The 16919-nt window shown below is 54.1% G+C and carries 14 protein-coding genes; 10 read left to right on the plus strand and 4 right to left on the minus strand.

What is annotated here, in order from left to right; all coding sequences use genetic code 11:
• Window positions 1-145 precede the first annotated feature (145 nt).
• The 10 genes from AC812_RS06250 (at window position 146) to AC812_RS06295 (ending at window position 11641) form a co-directional block, all read left to right on the plus strand.
• Window positions 146-1717, plus strand: coding sequence for a DUF6056 family protein (locus AC812_RS06250; protein ID WP_061919201.1), 1572 nt, complete (start codon window positions 146-148; stop codon window positions 1715-1717).
• An 80-nt stretch (window positions 1718-1797) separates the two neighbouring features.
• The gene (gene moaA, locus AC812_RS06255; protein WP_061919202.1) at window positions 1798-2778 is read left to right on the plus strand and encodes a GTP 3',8-cyclase MoaA; all 981 of its coding nucleotides are present in this window, start codon (window positions 1798-1800) and stop codon (window positions 2776-2778) included.
• Between the two features lie 182 nt (window positions 2779-2960).
• Complete coding sequence (locus AC812_RS06260; RefSeq protein WP_061919204.1) at window positions 2961-3890, plus strand: ABC transporter ATP-binding protein; 930 nt, start codon at window positions 2961-2963, stop codon at window positions 3888-3890.
• A gap of 5 nt (window positions 3891-3895) precedes the next feature.
• Window positions 3896-4693 carry an ABC transporter permease subunit gene (locus tag AC812_RS06265; protein ID WP_061919206.1) on the plus strand — a complete coding sequence of 266 codons (798 nt, stop codon included), beginning with the start codon at window positions 3896-3898 and terminating at the stop codon, window positions 4691-4693.
• 3 nt (window positions 4694-4696) lie between these two features.
• The gene (locus tag AC812_RS06270; RefSeq protein WP_061919208.1) at window positions 4697-5482 is read left to right on the plus strand and encodes an Ig-like domain-containing protein; all 786 of its coding nucleotides are present in this window, start codon (window positions 4697-4699) and stop codon (window positions 5480-5482) included.
• A gap of 176 nt (window positions 5483-5658) precedes the next feature.
• A complete protein-coding gene (locus AC812_RS06275; protein ID WP_061919210.1) occupies window positions 5659-6693 on the plus strand; it encodes a BMP family ABC transporter substrate-binding protein in 1035 nt (344 codons plus the stop codon).
• Window positions 6694-6778: 85 nt separating this feature from the next.
• Window positions 6779-8317 (plus strand): ABC transporter ATP-binding protein, encoded by a 1539-nt coding sequence (locus AC812_RS06280; protein ID WP_061919212.1) that lies wholly within the window; start codon window positions 6779-6781, stop codon window positions 8315-8317.
• The gene (locus AC812_RS06285; RefSeq protein WP_061919214.1) at window positions 8314-9351 is read left to right on the plus strand and encodes an ABC transporter permease; all 1038 of its coding nucleotides are present in this window, start codon (window positions 8314-8316) and stop codon (window positions 9349-9351) included. Before AC812_RS06280 ends, AC812_RS06285 begins: the two co-directional genes overlap by 4 nt.
• Window positions 9348-10244 carry an ABC transporter permease gene (locus AC812_RS06290; protein WP_061919216.1) on the plus strand — a complete coding sequence of 299 codons (897 nt, stop codon included), beginning with the start codon at window positions 9348-9350 and terminating at the stop codon, window positions 10242-10244. The genes AC812_RS06285 and AC812_RS06290 overlap by 4 nt, the downstream gene beginning before the upstream one ends.
• Window positions 10241-11641 (plus strand): ADP-ribosylglycohydrolase family protein, encoded by a 1401-nt coding sequence (locus AC812_RS06295; protein WP_061919218.1) that lies wholly within the window; start codon window positions 10241-10243, stop codon window positions 11639-11641. The genes AC812_RS06290 and AC812_RS06295 overlap by 4 nt, the downstream gene beginning before the upstream one ends.
• A gap of 1 nt (window position 11642) precedes the next feature.
• Here the strand turns inward: AC812_RS06295 and AC812_RS06300 are convergent, their stop codons facing one another.
• The 4 genes from AC812_RS06300 to AC812_RS06315 are packed head-to-tail and all read right to left on the minus strand — an operon-like array spanning window position 11643 to window position 16902.
• Entirely contained in the window at window positions 11643-12947 is a 1305-nt protein-coding gene (locus tag AC812_RS06300) for an ABC transporter ATP-binding protein (RefSeq protein ID WP_061919220.1), read from the minus strand.
• Between the two features lie 4 nt (window positions 12948-12951).
• Complete coding sequence (locus AC812_RS06305) at window positions 12952-14688, minus strand: ABC transporter permease (protein WP_082149220.1); 1737 nt, start codon at window positions 14686-14688, stop codon at window positions 12952-12954.
• Window positions 14685-15689, minus strand: a complete 1005-nt coding sequence (locus AC812_RS06310) for an NAD-dependent epimerase/dehydratase family protein (RefSeq protein WP_061919225.1) — start codon at window positions 15687-15689, stop codon at window positions 14685-14687. Before AC812_RS06310 ends, AC812_RS06305 begins: the two co-directional genes overlap by 4 nt.
• Window positions 15682-16902: a thiolase family protein gene (locus AC812_RS06315; RefSeq protein WP_061919226.1), complete on the minus strand. Its 1221-nt coding sequence runs from the start codon at window positions 16900-16902 to the stop codon at window positions 15682-15684. The genes AC812_RS06310 and AC812_RS06315 overlap by 8 nt, the downstream gene beginning before the upstream one ends.
• Window positions 16903-16919 lie beyond the last annotated feature (17 nt).

The following is a 16919-nucleotide window of genomic DNA, read 5'->3' on the forward strand; positions in this document are numbered from 1 at the left end:
GATTTCAGGAATATACAGAGAGCGGCGATGATGGCTGCAAATTCATTATCTTTCGCTTTGTGTTCAAAAGGTAGTGTCAGGTATCACCCGTCCGAAAAACAAACTTCCTCAAATTTGACCGTATTTAGATAAAAATTAGCAAGAAATGAATCACAGCATCCAAAATCACCTTCCAAAGAACTTGTCTTTTATAGTCAATCCTATAAAATGGTATCTGGTTCGAAATATGCCGCTCGTTCTAACAGATATGCACACCAAAGGGAAATTCGATTATCTCGTTAATATTCCCATTTTTTTGTTTTCTGTGATCAGTTTTATTTTCTTGATGGGAATTGCTTCATACAACCGCCTTTTTGCGGATGATTACTGCTATCTATTACAGTTGCGTTCTCGGGGATTGTTTAACTCTATTATCGATAGCTATCAATACTTAAATGGTCGTTGGTTATCTCATCTTATAAATTTTCTGCTTTACTCGACAAATGAATTTTTCCTTCGGGCAGCACCATTGCTTTTTCCATTTCTTGCGATTGCGATTGGTTTTATTCTTTACCCAGTTTTTAGGAAAAGCCGAGAAAAGATTTTTTCACTTATCTCAATTTCATTCTTCTTGACTTTATTGGTAATTTTGATTTCTCCAGAATTTTTTCTAACTACTATTTGGACATTGCATGTAGCTATTTTGGTGGGTGGATTGACCTGTACATTGATGGCCAGCGGTTTATTTATCCGGCTTATGGTTAAGGAAATTCCAAATCAAGTTCAATGGAAATTCATGTTACTCATACTGGCATTACTCAGTACTTCCTTCCACGAAGGGATTGCTTTATTAGCCTTATATCTTTACATGTCTTTTTTCCTATTAGAAATCAAAGCGGGAAAGATTAGTAAATTACCAACCGCTACTTATCTAATCGTTGGAGCAATTCTTGGAATTGTCAGTGTATTTTTAGCTTCCAGCAATATAAACAGGGCCGTGATTCTTGGATCTTCACCTGAAATATCAAAATTTTTTACAAGTATTGGATTACTTTTATTAAAGTATATTTTCTTTTTGGCTGGAGAATATCTTGCCGATTGGCGTGGACTTGCAATACCACTCCTTAGCTTATTCAGCGGTCTTGTCTTTTCAAGATTATCCAGGCCATTTCAAACCTTCATGCCAAACCATTCCTTTAGAAAACTTGCCCCATTCATTTTTTCCTTGCCTTTTCTATTATCCTTTATGGTGATTCTTCCTTTTACTTTTGTTAGTGGCTATTTTCCCTTAAGAACTTTTTTTGTTATCGGTTTCATTTTGACATTAGGTAATTTTGTTCTAGGTTTGTGGATCGGCCAATTTGAATGGACAAAGAAAATATCTCCAAAAGTTATCTATGCGATATGGCTCTGCACCTTCCTCTTCACAAGCATCTCGAGTACATTACGGCTCAATAATTATCTATACCAAATTAAAGAGTACGCAAAAGAATTTGATGCCCGTGAAACTCTTATCCAAAATGCAGTCAACCAAAAACTTGACTATGTTAAGGTTCCAAAATTTAACCATCTGTTAGATGTGGAATGGGTATCGGATATCGACAACAAAGAAGTAGACTGTAATCTAAAAAACAGTGATACATATCCCATAAAGTTGCTACTAACCGAAAATCCCCCAAATTGCTGTTTTAGCCGCTATTATGGCATAACCTTATTTCTTGAAGGTAGTTATCGTTAACCTTGGACAGAGGTGATAAAATATTGATATAATTTATCCAATTACATGTATAAATCTTCCTGTTCTGTTAGTGGTATGGTATGGCCCTTGACCGTTTTGGACGCAACATCCATTATCTCCGCATCAGCCTGACCGATCACTGTAACCTGCGCTGCGTGTATTGTATGCCGGAGGACATGACTTTTCGCCCGAATGCAGAACTGATGCAAGATGACGAAGTCATTCTGCTGACGCGCCTGTTTGCATCCCTGGGTTTTGACAAAATCCGCCTGACCGGCGGTGAACCAACCGTTCGCGCCAATATTGTGGATCTGGTGCGCGAAATTGCCTCTACACCCGGCGTACGCTCGCTCTCGATGACCACCAACGGTATCCTTTTGGAGAAGCTGGCACGCCCGCTTAAAGAAGCCGGCTTACAGCGGGTCAACATCAGTCTCGACACCCTCAACCCAATTCGTTTCAAAGCCATCACCCGTTGGGGATCATTCGATAAAGTGTGGGCCGGAATTATGGCCGCCGAACAGGCCGGCCTGCAACCCATCAAACTGAATGCAGTCATCGTGCGCGGGTTCAACGAAGAAGATGTCGTGCCGATGGCGCGCCTCTCCTGCACCCTTCCGTGGCAGATACGGTTCATCGAGATGATGCCGTTCGGTGGCGCAACCGAATTGCAGCGCCAGCAAGTGGTCACCACCCAGGAGATGATCCGCCGCATCGAAGCCGAACTTGGGCCGTTACACCCGGTCAACAACGGAAAACTGGATGGAGAAGCCCGCGTTTTTCGGCTGCCTGACGCCGTCGGTGAAATCGGTTTCATTGCCTCGGTTTCCATGCCCTTCTGCGCCGCCTGTACCCGTGCCCGCCTGACAGCCGATGGAAAACTCCGCCTCTGCCTGCTGCGTGAAAAGGAAGTCGACCTGCTCACCCCGCTGCGGCAGGGCGCTACTCTGGAAGACCTGCGTCAAATCATCATCAACGGCATCTGGCATAAACCTTGGGGACATGGCCTCGCCGAAGGTGATTTTGCTACCAACCGCACGATGAGTGAAATCGGCGGTTAAAAAACCCGTCCGGGTTAATCGCCAATCCTCCCCACCTGACCAGTTCTCAATTCCCCAATTGGTACAGGGGGATTTTGGTCTTAAACCCCTTCCCATCTTTCATTTTTCTGATACAATGATACAATAATCGGGGTTCGACTGTTTCCTACCGCCTTCATCAACCACCCCGTGGAGAGAAAGACATGATTCGTACAGAAAACTTAACCAAAACGTTCGCCCTGCGCAAAAATCAACCGCCCATTCAAGCCGTACAAAACCTGACCCTGGAAGTTAAGGAAGGCGAAGTCTTTGGATTTCTTGGCCCAAACGGCGCTGGTAAAACCACAACCGTGCGCATGTTAGCCGCACTCATCCGCCCTACCAGCGGCAGTGCCTTTATTAACCAATTCCAGATTGGACGCGATGATACCCAAATCCGGCGCAGCATCGGGATTCTCACCGAAACACCCGGAATGTACGAACGCCTGAGCGCTGAAAAAAACCTGTCCATTTATGCTAATTTGTATGATGTGGCAGACGTGAAGGGACAGGTTGAAAAATACCTGCGCATGTTGGGCTTGTGGAACCGACGCATGGATGAAGTTGGCAGTTTCAGCAAAGGCATGCGCCAGAAACTGGCCATTGCCCGGGCTCTGCTTCATGAGCCGCGCGTCCTGTTTCTGGATGAACCCACCAGCGGACTCGACCCCGAAGCGGCCAAACTGGTACGGGATTTCATCGAAGAGTTAAAAAGTGAAGGGCGCACCATCTTCCTTTGTACCCACAATCTGGATGAGGCCGACCGATTGTGTGACCGTATCGGCATTTTCAAATCCCGCCTGATCGCTGTAGATACCCCCGCCAACCTGCGTCAGCGCTTGTTCGGGCGGAGAGTGGTATTCCACCTGCGCGCCCTTAATCCTGAGTGGGTTGAAACCCTGCGTCGCTTTGAGTTTGTCAAAGAAGTTACTCCGGTGGATAACCGCCTGCTGGTGCGGCTGGATGAGCCTGAACAATACAATCCTGTTTTGATTCGCAAACTGGTAGAATGCGGCGCCGACTTGCAATTTGTCGGCGAAATCCGCCATTCGCTGGAAGATATTTACCTGCAAACCCTGCAGGCAGAGGAGTAATTGCCATGTTATCCTTCCGACATATTCGCACCATCATTGATAAGGAATGGGCAGAAGTATTCAAGAACAAAATGGTTTTATTCACCATTGTGTTGATGCCGTTATTGTTCACTGCCCTGCCGCTGATCATGCTGTATGTGACCACCGGCAGCACCATACCGGGTGGTGACACCGCCGACCTGCCCGAAATGTTTCTCTCGGTATGCGGGCAAATGGACTCGGCTTCCTGTATGCAGGTGTATGTGATTAACCAGTTCCTGATCCTGTATATGATGCTGCCATTGATCATCCCAATTACCATCGCTGCTTACAGCATCGTTGGCGAAAAAACCACCCGCAGCCTCGAACCATTACTGGCCACTCCCATCTCAACCGAGGAGTTGCTCATCGGCAAAGCCCTTGCGGCTGCCATTCCCGCCGTTGGTGCTACGTGGTTATGTTTCTTCATCTTCCAAATCCTGATCCCGTTGACCGGTGCCAGCCAGCAGGTGCGCGCCTACGTGCTTGGGCCAACATGGCTGTTAGGTGTGCTGGTTGTCGGCCCGCTGATGGCCATCGCTGCCGTCAATTTTGCCATCATGGTATCCTCACGGGTCAACGATCCCCGCGTTGCCGAACAAATGGCAGCCATTTTGATTGTGCCGGTGCTGGCATTGCTCTTCGGGCAGGTTGCTGGTTTGCTGGTCATCAATCAGCAATTGATGCTCATCGTCATTTCCGCCCTCATCGCGGCAGATGCTTTACTCATCTATCTCGGCGCACGCCTGTTTCAGCGCGAGACTATTCTCACCCGATGGAAGTAAACCATGAAAACCAAACTTTCCCTCCCAATCTTTCTCTGTATATCCCTGACTGCCAGCGTCATCATCAGTCTGCTGTTGACCTCCCCCGTCATGGCACAGGATGGCTACCGCTTACTGATTGACCGCAATTTCGGTTTTGCCGCCGGCAGCCAGATTCGCGGTGATTTCACCCTCAAAATTTCAGGGGACCAGGATGCCCTCGTCTCCGTCACCTTCCTGCTGGATGGCGAGGAAATGGCCACCATCACCGAGGCGCCTTTCCGTTATCGCTTCAACACCAGCAACTACGCCGAGGGCATTCACGAACTGAGCGCCCGGTTGATTTTGAAGGACGGCTCAACGGTGGAGTTGACCCCACGCCGCTTTGAATTTGCCAGCAGTCAGGCCGAAAGAGAAGCGATTGTCAAAATCATTGTTCCGCTTCTGGGAGTGGTGCTGCTGTTGACCCTCGTGGGCGGCGGGGTGCAAATGCTTGCCTTGCGCGGTAAGCAAGCCGGACGGTACGCCCCCGGTGAAGCCCGCAATTACGGAGTCGCCGGCGGTGCAATTTGCCCCAAATGCCAGCGTCCAACCCCCATCCACCTGTGGAGCATCAATCTGGCAGTGGGCAGGTGGGATCGCTGCGAGAACTGCGGCCAGTTCAGCTTAATGCGCCGCCAACCGCTGGAAGTGCTGCGGGCTGCCGAAGCTGCCGAATTGCAAGCCGAGAAATCCCTCCGCCCCGCGAATGCGAAAAGTGAAGAGGAAAAACTACGCGAATTACTCGACCAATCCAAATACACCGAGTGACCAAACCGCCAGCCGCAAAATTGACTTGCGGCTGGATTACTGCTCCGGATTTACACATTTGCCAACCTTATTTCGCATTCTACAAGACGGGAGTATAATTCTCCCGTCGTTTTTTAGCGCTTCAACCCGATCAGTAAGTCCACCTGACTTCACAATTCCATAAGGAGAATAAGAAGATGAAGAAATTTGTGTTTCTGCTGACCATTGTGACTTTAATCTTCAGTCTGGCAGCTTGCGCCCCGGCCACCAGCACCCAGGAACAACCCAAGCGGGTCGTCTACCTGATTAACGGCGCACTCGGCGATAATGCCTTCTACGATTCCGGCAAGGCCGGCATTGACAACATCGCCAGGGAGTACGGTGTAGAAACCCGCACCATCGAATGCAACTTCGATGCCGGCAAATACGAACCATCCCTGCGCGCCGCTGTGGACTTCGCCGATGTGATTTTTGTGATTTCCTACGGCTTTGAGGATCAATTGAAAGAATTTGCCGACCAGTACCCGAATAAAATCTTCGTCAACATTGACACCGTCGTCGAAAACAGCAAAAAGACCATCACCTCGGTTGATTTCATTGAGGAAGAGAGCGCCTACCTTGCCGGTGTAGTCGCCGGTTTGGCAACCCTCGATACCACCATCCCCAACATCAACCCGGATAAAATCATCGGTGTGGTCGGCGGCGATGTGGACCCGGTGGTCAGCGCATTTGTGTTTGCCTACGAAAACGGCGCAAAATCAATTGACCCGGAAATTCAGGTATTGAAGAAATCGTTAGGCGGCGCCTGGGATGACTCGGCCCGCGGCAAGCAGGCTGCCCTGCAATTGTATGATCAGAAAGCCGATGTCGTCTTTCAGGTGGCTGCCGCGGCTGGGATCGGCGTTTTGCAAGCTGCCCGCGAACGCCAGTTATATGCCATCGGCGTAGACACCAACCAGAACGACCTCGAACCCGGTTATGTGATCGCCAGCGACATTAAGAACGTCGGCAAGGCGATTGAAGATGTGTACAAAGCCATCAACGATGGCACCTACCAGCCCGGTCAGGTGTTGAAGTACGGCATTGCTCAGGGCGGTGTGGATATTGCCCTCGAAGCCCAGATCCAGGTACTGCCTCAATCCATCATAGATCAGGTCATGGCGCTCCGCCAGCAGATCATTGACGGCAGTCTAAAAATCGAACTGTACAACAATCAGAATGTCTGGCAGTAAATCACTGTCTGACTTTGCAGGAAAATCTTTCAGGATGGGTGAAGGACATCTTCACCCATCCTTCTAAAACAGGTCGTTCAACAGCATGACAAACAACCCAACCTTGATCGAAATGCGTCACATCGTTAAGGTTTATCCGCCCAGTGTGCTGGCCCTGGACGATGTGACAGTGGACTTTCGGCGCGGCGAAATTCATTCGATTGTCGGTGAAAATGGCGCCGGCAAAAGCACCCTGATGAAGGTGCTCTACGGCCTGACCCAGGCCAACTCCGGTGAAATCATTTATAAAGGCGAACCCGTCCACTTCCGCGAACCCGGTGAGGCGATTGCAGCCGGGATTGGCATGGTTCATCAGGAAATCGTCCTCATTCCAGAGTACACCGTTTGGGAAAACATCGTGCTGGGAGTTGAGCCGGTCAACTGGCTGGGAAAAATTGACCGCCAGCGCGCCCGCCAACTGGTCAAACAGAAAATTGACGAATTCCAGTTCAACCTCGACCCGGATGCCAGGGTGGAAAGCATCTCGGTGGCTGCCCGTCAAAAGGTGGAAATCCTCACCCTGCTTTACCGCAACGTGGAAGTCCTGATTCTGGACGAGCCGACCGCCGTATTGACCCCGCAGGAGATTCCCCAGCTGTTTGCCGAACTCAACCGCCTGCGGGACGGCGGCCACACCATTTTATTCATTTCCCACCGGCTTGAAGAGGTGTTGGAACTGAGTGATCGCATTACCGTCATGCGCAAGGGTAAAAAGGTGGATACTGTACCGGCTTCTGCCACTACCCGCCAGGAACTGGCACGCATGATGGTCGGCCGGGATGTAATTTTCACCACGCGGCGGAAACCGCAGCCGCCAGGTGAAGCCGTGCTGCGGGTGGAAAACCTCAGCCTGCGCGAGGATCACGGGCGGGTACGCCTGAACAACCTCAATTTTGAAGTACGGGCTGGTGAAATTGTCGGTGTGGCTGGCGTAGAAGGCAACGGACAGTTTGAATTGGTCAACACCCTGATGGGCATTCAAAAACCAACCAGCGGACGGATTTTCATCCGCAATGTGGACATTACCCACTTCGATATTCTGCAAAGGCGCCAATACATCTCGTTTGTCCCGCAGGATCGTGGCAAAATGGGCGCCAGTTTGGTAGCACCGCTCTGGGAAGACGCGATTATGACCCATCATCGCCTTAACCCGCGTTTTTCGCAGTGGAACGGACTGCTGCTCAACACCCGCTTTGCCCAGCAATTCACGCGGGACTTGATTGAAAACTTTTCGGTTGTAGCGCCTTCACCGCGCGCTCCTTTCCGCACGCTCTCCGGCGGAAACCAGCAAAAGGTCATTGTCGGTCGGGAATTACTCCTGCAAAGCGATTTTGTTCTGCTCGACCAACCAACCCGTGGGCTGGATGTCGGCTCGATGGAATACATCCACGACCAGATCCTCCGTATTCGCGCCGAAGGCCGGGCAGTATTGATGATTTCGGCGGATTTAGAGGAAATTTTCCTGCTTTCCGACCGTATTCTGGTACTCTACCGCGGCCAGCTGGTTGGCAACCTGCCGGTTGAACAAACCAATCCGCAGGAAGTCGGATCCTTAATGCTGGAGGGGCAAGTTCAAAGCTCATGAGACAAAAGATCCTCAATGCTTTGATCGGGATTGTAGTGGCTCTCCTTCTGGGAGCCGTTCTGCTCCTGTTGCAGGGCTACGATCCGCTGGCCACCTACGAAGCACTCTTCCGCTATTCATTGTTCGGTTACTATCCATTTGCCACTACCCTGCGCAATGCAGTGCCGCTCGTGCTGCCGGGCCTTTCGGCAGCCATTGCTTTTGCCTCCGGGGTGGTCAATTTGGGGCAGCCCGGTCAACTGGTGATGGGAGCCTTGTTTGCCACGGTTGGCGGCCTTTACCTTGACTTGCCCCCCGCCCTGATGATTCCGGTGCTGGCGCTGCTGTCCATGCTGGGCGGATTGTTATGGGCGGGAGTGGCGGCTCTGCTGCGCCGCTTCTTTGATATGAGCGAATTCATCGTAACCTTGATGCTCAACATGATTGCTGACTTCTTCACCGCCTGGGCGATCACGGAACCCTTCAAAGACCCGGCCGCCTTCTCGCCAATGACCCCCCAAATCAACCCCAATGGCTGGCTGCCAAAGTGGGGCGAGTTCAATACCATGATTTTGTTCATGTTCGCCGCCGTCATCCTTGCCTGGTTCGTGTTCAACCGCTGGAAAGCCGGTTATGAATGGCGCATCACCGGGCAGAACGCCCTGTTTGCCCGGCTTGGGGGCTGTAATATCAACCGCAACTTCATGGCGGTGATGCTGATGACCGGCGCACTGGCCGGACTGGCCGGCGGACTGGTGGTCATGGGTGGCCCGCACCGCTTCATCCGCGGGTTGGGTGCCAATTATGCCTGGGACGGTGTCATGATCGCCATTGTGGCTAACAATGGTCTGATTGCCACCTTTTTATACGGTTTGTTTTTCAGCGCCATTCAGACCGGCGCACTGGGCATGGAGCTGATCACCAGTGTTCCCAACGAAATTTCTCAGGTCTTGCAGGCGGTTTTGGTACTGGTGATCGTTGCCAGCCGCGAGTATTTGAATACCTTTGTGGAGCAACGGGCTGCCCGCCGCCGGGCGCGGGAGGCGCGCACATGAAAATCCTCATCGGACTGATCAACGGCATGATTTCGGGGGCCACCCCCATTTTACTGGCCGCCCTCGGCGGCGCCTACACCTACTACGCCGGTGTCTTCAACATCGCCATGGAGGGGATGCTCCTGACGGGTGCCTTCTTTGCCGTGCTGGGTTCGTACTACACCGGCTCCTGGCTGATTGGCGTCCTGCTGGCAATTTTGGGCGCATTATTTCTCTCGCTCATTTTCATCCTTTTCGCAGTGGTGTTGAAAACGGATGAATTTGTCACCGGTATCGCCCTGAACTTGTTTGCTGTCGGTGCCACCACCTACATGCTCCGCAAAATCTTCAGCGTAAAAGGGGTTTTCTCCAATCCCGCCATCCAGCCCATCCCCGCCATCCGTCTGCCGCTGGCAGAAAATATCCCGTTCGTGGGTGAGATTCTCTCCGGACAAATCCTAATGGTCTGGGTCGCCGGGCTGGCCACCATTCTGACCTATTTTCTCATCTTCCAAACCCGATTTGGACTGCGCCTGCGGGCAGCCGGTTACAATCCGGCCCGTCTCGATTCAAGCGGAGTCCCTTCCAGCCGGATGCGTGCCCTTTCCTTACTTGCCTGCGGGGTATTGTGCGGATTAGGCGGATCTTTCCTCTCGCTGGGTTATGTTAACCTGTTCGCCGAGAACATGTCCGCCGGACGGGGATGGATCTCGCTGGCAGCCATCATCCTGGTCAACGGCAACCCCCTGGGAATTGCCTTGATTTCGCTTTTGTTTGGTTTTTCGGACGGGCTGGGTTTATTGCTGCAGGGTTACCGCGTTCCCTCCCAGTTCACCGCCATGGTGCCTTATATCGCCACCCTGATTGCGTTATACTTCTACGCAGCCCGAAAACGGAGGTTAAACTCAGCATGATCGAACTCCCCCACCCCCTGCCTGAACGCGCCTGGCAAATTGATCGAGCCATCCGCCTGAATGCCGTTCCACTTGACCGGCGCATCCATCCCAGCCAGTGGTACAACACCAGCACCGTATTCCCGCACGGGGACGACCTGATTGCCTTATTTTGGAACGCGCGGGTACCGGGCTCCGGCGCGCCGGAAATCCCGTATGTCGAAATGGTGCAGTCCCGCTACAATCAGGGTTTTGAGGTCAGCGAAGCGGAAGCGCTCATCCCGCAAGGACTGCAACTGGCCGCCGAGAAACGGCGCGACGATCTACGCGCCCACACCGCCCGTTTGCTCAGCGCCTTGCACAACGCCCCGCGCATCCCCACCCACCCCTACTGGCAGTATCAGCGCCCGATGGATTGGGAAAGCATCCTCTCCAACATGAAGAATCCCACTTCGCAACCCGAAAGCAGCGCCCAAATGGATCTGGGCGATAAGCTGCTGCATGGATGGCTGGGGCAGCTGGCCGGCGGAAGTTTTGGTACGGTGATTGAAGGCTATCATTCTAGCCAGATCCAAAAAGTGTACGGCGTGATTGACCACTATCTGATCGAGCCTGAAACGGTTAATGATGATGTGGTCTACGAGCTGGTATTTCTGGATGTGTTTGAAAAGCACGGCCGCAGCCTGACTTCAACCGATATCGGGCTGGAATGGCTTCGTCAGATTCCGTTTGGCTGGTCGGCCGAGTGGATCGCCCTGAACAACCTCTCGCTCGGCTTCTTGCCGCCACTTTCCGGCGCTTTTCGCAATCCGTATAATGACTGGATTGGCGCGCAAATGCGCGGAATGGTATGCGGCATGCTGGCACCCGGCTGGCCGCTGGAAGCCGCCCGCCTGGCTTTTCTGGACGGGTGTGTTTCCCATGCGGCTAATGGCGTCTACGGTGGAATGTACGCTGCCGTCTTGACTGCGCTTGCCTTTGTGCGGGATGACCTGCGCGCCATGCTGGAAGAAGGATTGAACTACTTGCCGCAGCGCAGCGAGTACGTGGCAGTTGCCCGAGAAATTTTACAAACGCTCGCCACCACGCCCGACCCATTGCAAGCCTGGCAGCAACTGGACACGCGTTTTGAGGAGTACAACTGGATTCACGCCTATCCCAACCTGGCCGCAGATTTATTTGCCCTGTGGCATTGCAACGGCGACATGACGACCGCTTTCCGCTGGCTGGCCCACGCCGGGCTGGATGTGGACTGCAACGCCGGCCTGGTAGGGACGGTTTTAGGAATCATGTTCGGTACGCCCGCAAAATGGGCGGAACCGCTGCAAGATACCCTGGAAACCTACTTACGCGGTAAAGAACGGCTCTCCATCCGGGCTCTTGCCGAGCGCACCTTGCAGTTAATAAAATCCAGTTAACTCAAACCGCAACGGGCGTGCTTTCGAGGTAAATCGTCTCGCTCTTATCGTCGTAGCCCAGCACCTCGGCATAACGGCCCCAATTCACCACCGTTTCCAGTTGTTTCTCGGCTTCTTCGGGCGGAAATTCCAGTTCGAGCGCAGTTTGAATCACATTCCACTTCAACTGCTGATTCTCCGCCGAGCGCAGCATGTTGATAATCCAGCGGAAAATCGGCAGACGGCGGATGCGGGTTGCAAAAATTTCCTTGCGCGCCAGAATGCTGGCTTCAGCAAAGGTTTCGCCCAGCACCGTCAGGGTAATATCGCCTTTCTGAATGGTCGCAAAGCGCAGCAGTTCGGCTGCCTCGGTCAAGCGCAGCAAGGTGTCCGAGTCAATCGAAAGTTCCTCAGCCAGACGATAGATATCCGCCCCATCTTTGTGGTTCTCAAAAATGTGTTCGAGCATACCGGTCAAATCACTGATGCTGATTTCCGGTAAGGCGCGGGTCGTACCCGGCTCACCCGGCGCCGATCCCAATTCTTCGGCTTCGGTCATGGTCTGTCCGGCAAGGATACCGTAGGTTCGGTCTACCAGCGCCTGAAATTCGGGTGATTTGCGCTGGCGCGGATGCGGCAGATTCACCTCAAAATCGGCTACCACCCGTCCCGGGTTTTTATCCATTACCACCAGGCGGTCTGCCATAAAAACCGCTTCCTCGATATTGTGACTGACCATCAGGATGGCACGGGTTGGGATGTTGCCGCTCAGCCACAACTCAAGCAACTCGCCCCGCAGGGATTCGGCGCTCAGCACATCCAGCGCCGAAAACGGCTCATCCAGGCAGAGCAGCTCCGGCTCAACCGCCATGGCACGCGCAAAACCCACTTTTTGGCGCATCCCACCAGAGAGTTCACGAGGATAAGCATTTTCAAAGCCATCCAGACCGACCCGGTCAATCAGGTCAATGGCCAGCCGGCGGCGGTTGTCCGCCTCCACCCCGCGGGCTTTGAGCGCCAGTTCAACATTTTCCTGAACGGTCAGCCACGGGAAGAGCGCAAAGGTCTGGAAGACAATCGAGGCATAGGGGTTTACTCCCATCAACCTTTGCCCACGGTAAAACACATCCCCCTCCGAGGCCTTTTGCAGACCGGTGATAATCCGCAGTAACGTGCTTTTACCACAGCCGGACGGCCCCAACAGAGCAACATATTCGCCTTCCCGCACGGTCAGGTTGACCTTGTCCACAGCCACAAAACGTTTCTCGCCGCTGCCGTACAACTGAGACACATTTTTCAGTTCGAGTAACACCGAATCGTTGCTCATGGGTTCACTCCATCCGGTAAATTTCTTCGGCCTGCCGGTACAACGGCCGCCATACCAGCCGGTTGATCAGCACCACCACAACCACCATGACCAGAGTGCCTGCCAGCAGCAGAGGATAGTTCCCTTGATCGGTTGCATGAGAAATGACCGCACCAATGCCGATTGTCTGCTGAACCTTGCCGCTAAAGGTCACATACTCTGCCACAATGCTGGCGTTCCAGGCTCCCCCGCTGGCGGTGATCGCACCCGTAATCAGGTACGGGAACAGCGCCGGCAAGATGAGGGTGCGCCAGCGCTGCCAGCCTTTCAAACCCAACAGAGCCGTCGTGTATTTCAAATCCTGGGGGATGGCATTCGCTCCCGCAATCACATTGAAAAGCAGATACCACTGCGTCCCCATTAACATCAACAAAACCGCCGCCAGATTCAACCCACCCGGCACTTGTAAAATGAAGAGCAGCAAAACCGGGAAGAGAGCCGTCGCCGGTACCGAGGCGGCTACCTGCACAATGGGTTGCACCACACTGGCAAAGCGCGGGTTGGTGCCGATCAACACCCCCACCGGAATCGTCCACGCCAGTGCGATCAGCAAAGCCAGCGATACCCGCACCGCGGTCGCCACTACCCCCAGCCCAATCTGCCCCCATTCCGCTCCGTTCAATGCCAACAGCATTGTCACCGCCCGCATCATGCCGAACCCCAACAGGATGATCACGCCGGCTGCGAACACCCTCCCAACCCAGATTTGCCACTGAGAAGTCGGCTGGCTCTCGCGCTCCACCGGAAAGCGGCGCATCAACCACTGATCGAACCGTTCGTTAAGCGGTGCAAACACCCGCTGCCCCAAATAGCGAAACAACCATGAATTGGACAACCAGGAATAAAACCACGAAGTTGGCGGGTTATCGCTCTCCACCATTTCGAGCTTGAATCGGTCAGACCAGGCAATCAACGGCCGCCAGACCAGTTGATCCAGCGCCACAATCACCAGAATCAGAGTTGCCAGGCCATAACCGATGGCAGTCAAATCGCCCTGAACTGAGGCTTCATGCAGATATGCCCCAATGCCCGGCAGGCGGAAGTCCCGCTGCCCGACGGTGAAAATTTCGGCTGCCATCAGGAAGAACCAGCCTCCCGCCCAGGACATCATACTGTTCCAGATCAGGCTGATCATCCCAAACGGCAGTTCCAGATTTTTGAAACGCAACCAGCTGTTCAGCCGAAAGATGGCGCTGGCTTCACGTAATTCTTTTGGAATGGTGGTCAGAGATTGGTACCAGGCAAAAGTCATGTTCCAGGCCTGACTGGTGAAAATCAACACGACCGAAGCCAGTTCAGCCGCAATGTTTTGCGGCAAAATAGCGCTGAGCCCCAAAAGGACAACCGGCAGAAAGGACAGAATCGGCACGCTTTGTAACACATCCAGCAGGGGCATCATCACTTTTTCGGCGCGGGGGTTATAAGCCGCCACCCGCCCGTAGATGAGTGTGAATACGACCGAAAGCAGGTAAGCCCCCAGCATTCTTAAAACCGAGTACAGGGCATAGAGCGGTAAGCGGGACGGGTCAAGCGAAATTTGCCGTCCACCAACCGTTTCCGGCGCATTGACCGCCAGCCGCACACCGACGTAAATCAGCACCACAATACCGATCAACACCAGCCAATCCACCACTTGCAGGCTGCGCAAGCCGGAGCGTTCCGGATCGAAATTCTGGCGGAATGTCAGTTCTGACTTCTTCATCGTGCCAACATGCCCTTTTCCCGCGACCAGTCAATGGCTTCACGGATCGCCTGGTCAATTTCCACACAACACGCCCATTCTAACTCTTTTTTGGCTTTCTGAGGGTCATAATAAAAATACCTCCCGGCCAGATATAGTTCGGAGGAGGAAACCGGTAAGGCCAGCCAGTTCTCAAATAGCCTGTACAAACCAGCCAAACGACGAACCAGCCCGGCGGGTAGAACGGTGCGCGGCGGTGATACACCCGCCACTTCGGCAATCCGCTCAACCAGATGGGCAAGCCTCAGGTTCTGCCCGGCGAGGATGTAACGCTCACCACGCCGCCCGCGCTGCAAGGCAGCCAGATGACCGGCAACCGTATCATTCAAGGAGACCACATTCAACCCCCCTTCAACGATCACCGGCAGGCGTCCTTGCGCCACCTGCACCACCACCGAACGCGACTGACGGTACAAATCACCCGCGCCAATCACCAGACTTGGGTTGAGGATGACCACATCCAACCCGGCTGCAACCGCCCGCTGGACTTCCAGTTCCGCCAGATACTTGGCGTATCCATATGGCCAGCGTTCCGGCTGGTCATTCCAGGTGTGAGTTTCGTTCATGGTGTAAGCTGCGCTGTGACTGCCGGGGATTTGGGGCGGTAAACCCAGCGCAGCGACCGAGCTGGTGTGTACCACGCGTTCTACACCCGATTCCAGTGCAGCTCGAAGTACGGCGCGCGTTCCTTCAACCGTAACGGAGTAATGCCGCCCGGGATCTCGACCTCCGCCCATCAGCGCCGCCGTGTGAAAAACCACCTGAACCTCCTGCATGGCCTGCAGAAGACTCTCCGGCTGGCTCAGATCACCGATAGCATGTTCTACCGGCAGGTCTTTTATCAACAGCAGGTTCGAAGCAGGGCGGTGAAAAGCACGCACCTCAAAACCGGCTTCCAGCAGCGCCCGGCAGACAGCCGAACCGATGAAGCCGGTAGCGCCGGTCACCAGCGCTTTAATCATCCAGCCACTCCACAATCGTGGCTTCGCCCTGCCCCACCCCCACACACAGCATCGCCAGCCCGTAAAACGGGCGCGGCTGAGCCGCGGCGCGCCGGCGCATTTCATACAGGAGGGTGGTCAAAATGCGCGCCCCAGAGCAGCCGAGCGGATGTCCCAGCGCAATCGCCCCGCCGTTGACATTGACGATTTCCTCCGGAAGACCCAACTCGCGAATCACCGCCAGAGCCTGCACGGCAAAGGCTTCGTTCAATTCCACCAGGCCGATTTGTTCGATGGTCAGGCCGGCTTTGGCAAGAGCCTTGCGCGCTGCCGGCACCGGCCCAATGCCCATAATCCGTGGCAGCACCCCCGCGGCGGCACTGCTGACGATCCGTGCCATGGGTTTCAACCCCAGTTGGCGGGCTTTGCTCTCGCTCATCACCAGCAGCCCGGCGGCACCATCATTCAAGCCGGAGGAATTACCAGCCGTTACCGTACCGCCCTTGCGGAAAATGGGCGGCAGCGCCGCCAGCGATTCGAGAGTCGTATCACGGCGCGGACGCTCATCCTGCACCACCCGGAGCGGTTCGCCCCTGCGCTGGGGAATCTCCACCGGCAGAATTTCCTCGGCAAAACGGCCTTCGTCCTGCGCGGCAACCGCCCGCCGGTGACTTTGCAAGGCAAAGCGGTCCTGCTCGCTGCGGGGGATACCGGTCATCTCAGCCAGATTTTCGGCCGTTTCGCCCATTGCCTCGATTCCATACATTGCTTCCATCTTAGGATTGGGGAAGCGCCATCCCAGCGCTGTATCCCAGGCGGTCAGGTTGCCGAAGGGAAAACCTTTCTCGGCTTTGGGCAGAGCGTACGGTGCCCGGGACATGCTCTCAACCCCACCCGTCAGAAAGACCTCTCCATCGCCGGTTTGGATGGCGCGCGCCGCCAGATTGACCGCCGCCAGGCCCGAAGCGCAAAGTCGGTTGACGGTCAAAGCCGGCACTTCCGGCGGCAGCCCGGCCAGCAGGGTGGCCATGCGGGCCACGTTCCGGTTATCCTCCCCGGCCTGATTGGCGCACCCAAAATACACTTCGTCAACCTCTATGCCCTGCAGGCGATTGCGCTCCACGAGGGCCTTCAAAACCATGGCTGCCAGATCGTCCGGCCGAACGGCAGCCAACACCCCGCCGAGATTGCCAATCGGCGTGCGGATGGCATCTACGATGACTGGAATGGACATGCTACCTCCCAAATGTG

It is taken from the genome of Bellilinea caldifistulae (assembly GCF_001306055.1).
GTDB lineage: Bacteria > Chloroflexota > Anaerolineae > Anaerolineales > Anaerolineaceae > Bellilinea > Bellilinea caldifistulae.

Excerpts from the sequence above, each read along its gene's own strand:
- AC812_RS06265 (WP_061919206.1), top strand. The coding sequence starts at position 3,896 with ATGTTATCCTTCCGACATATTCGCACCATCATTGATAAGGAATGGGCA.
- moaA (WP_061919202.1), top strand. The coding sequence starts at position 1,798 with ATGGCCCTTGACCGTTTTGGACGCAACATCCATTATCTCCGCATCAGC.
- AC812_RS06270 (WP_061919208.1), top strand. The coding sequence starts at position 4,697 with ATGAAAACCAAACTTTCCCTCCCAATCTTTCTCTGTATATCCCTGACT.
- AC812_RS06310 (WP_061919225.1), bottom strand. The coding sequence starts at position 15,689 with ATGATTAAAGCGCTGGTGACCGGCGCTACCGGCTTCATCGGTTCGGCT.
- AC812_RS06280 (WP_061919212.1), top strand. The coding sequence starts at position 6,779 with ATGACAAACAACCCAACCTTGATCGAAATGCGTCACATCGTTAAGGTT.
- AC812_RS06315 (WP_061919226.1), bottom strand. The coding sequence starts at position 16,902 with ATGTCCATTCCAGTCATCGTAGATGCCATCCGCACGCCGATTGGCAAT.
- AC812_RS06300 (WP_061919220.1), bottom strand. The coding sequence starts at position 12,947 with ATGAGCAACGATTCGGTGTTACTCGAACTGAAAAATGTGTCTCAGTTG.
- AC812_RS06275 (WP_061919210.1), top strand. The coding sequence starts at position 5,659 with ATGAAGAAATTTGTGTTTCTGCTGACCATTGTGACTTTAATCTTCAGT.
- AC812_RS06285 (WP_061919214.1), top strand. The coding sequence starts at position 8,314 with ATGAGACAAAAGATCCTCAATGCTTTGATCGGGATTGTAGTGGCTCTC.
- AC812_RS06295 (WP_061919218.1), top strand. The coding sequence starts at position 10,241 with ATGATCGAACTCCCCCACCCCCTGCCTGAACGCGCCTGGCAAATTGAT.
- AC812_RS06305 (WP_082149220.1), bottom strand. The coding sequence starts at position 14,688 with ATGAAGAAGTCAGAACTGACATTCCGCCAGAATTTCGATCCGGAACGC.
- AC812_RS06250 (WP_061919201.1), top strand. The coding sequence starts at position 146 with ATGAATCACAGCATCCAAAATCACCTTCCAAAGAACTTGTCTTTTATA.
- AC812_RS06260 (WP_061919204.1), top strand. The coding sequence starts at position 2,961 with ATGATTCGTACAGAAAACTTAACCAAAACGTTCGCCCTGCGCAAAAAT.
- AC812_RS06290 (WP_061919216.1), top strand. The coding sequence starts at position 9,348 with ATGAAAATCCTCATCGGACTGATCAACGGCATGATTTCGGGGGCCACC.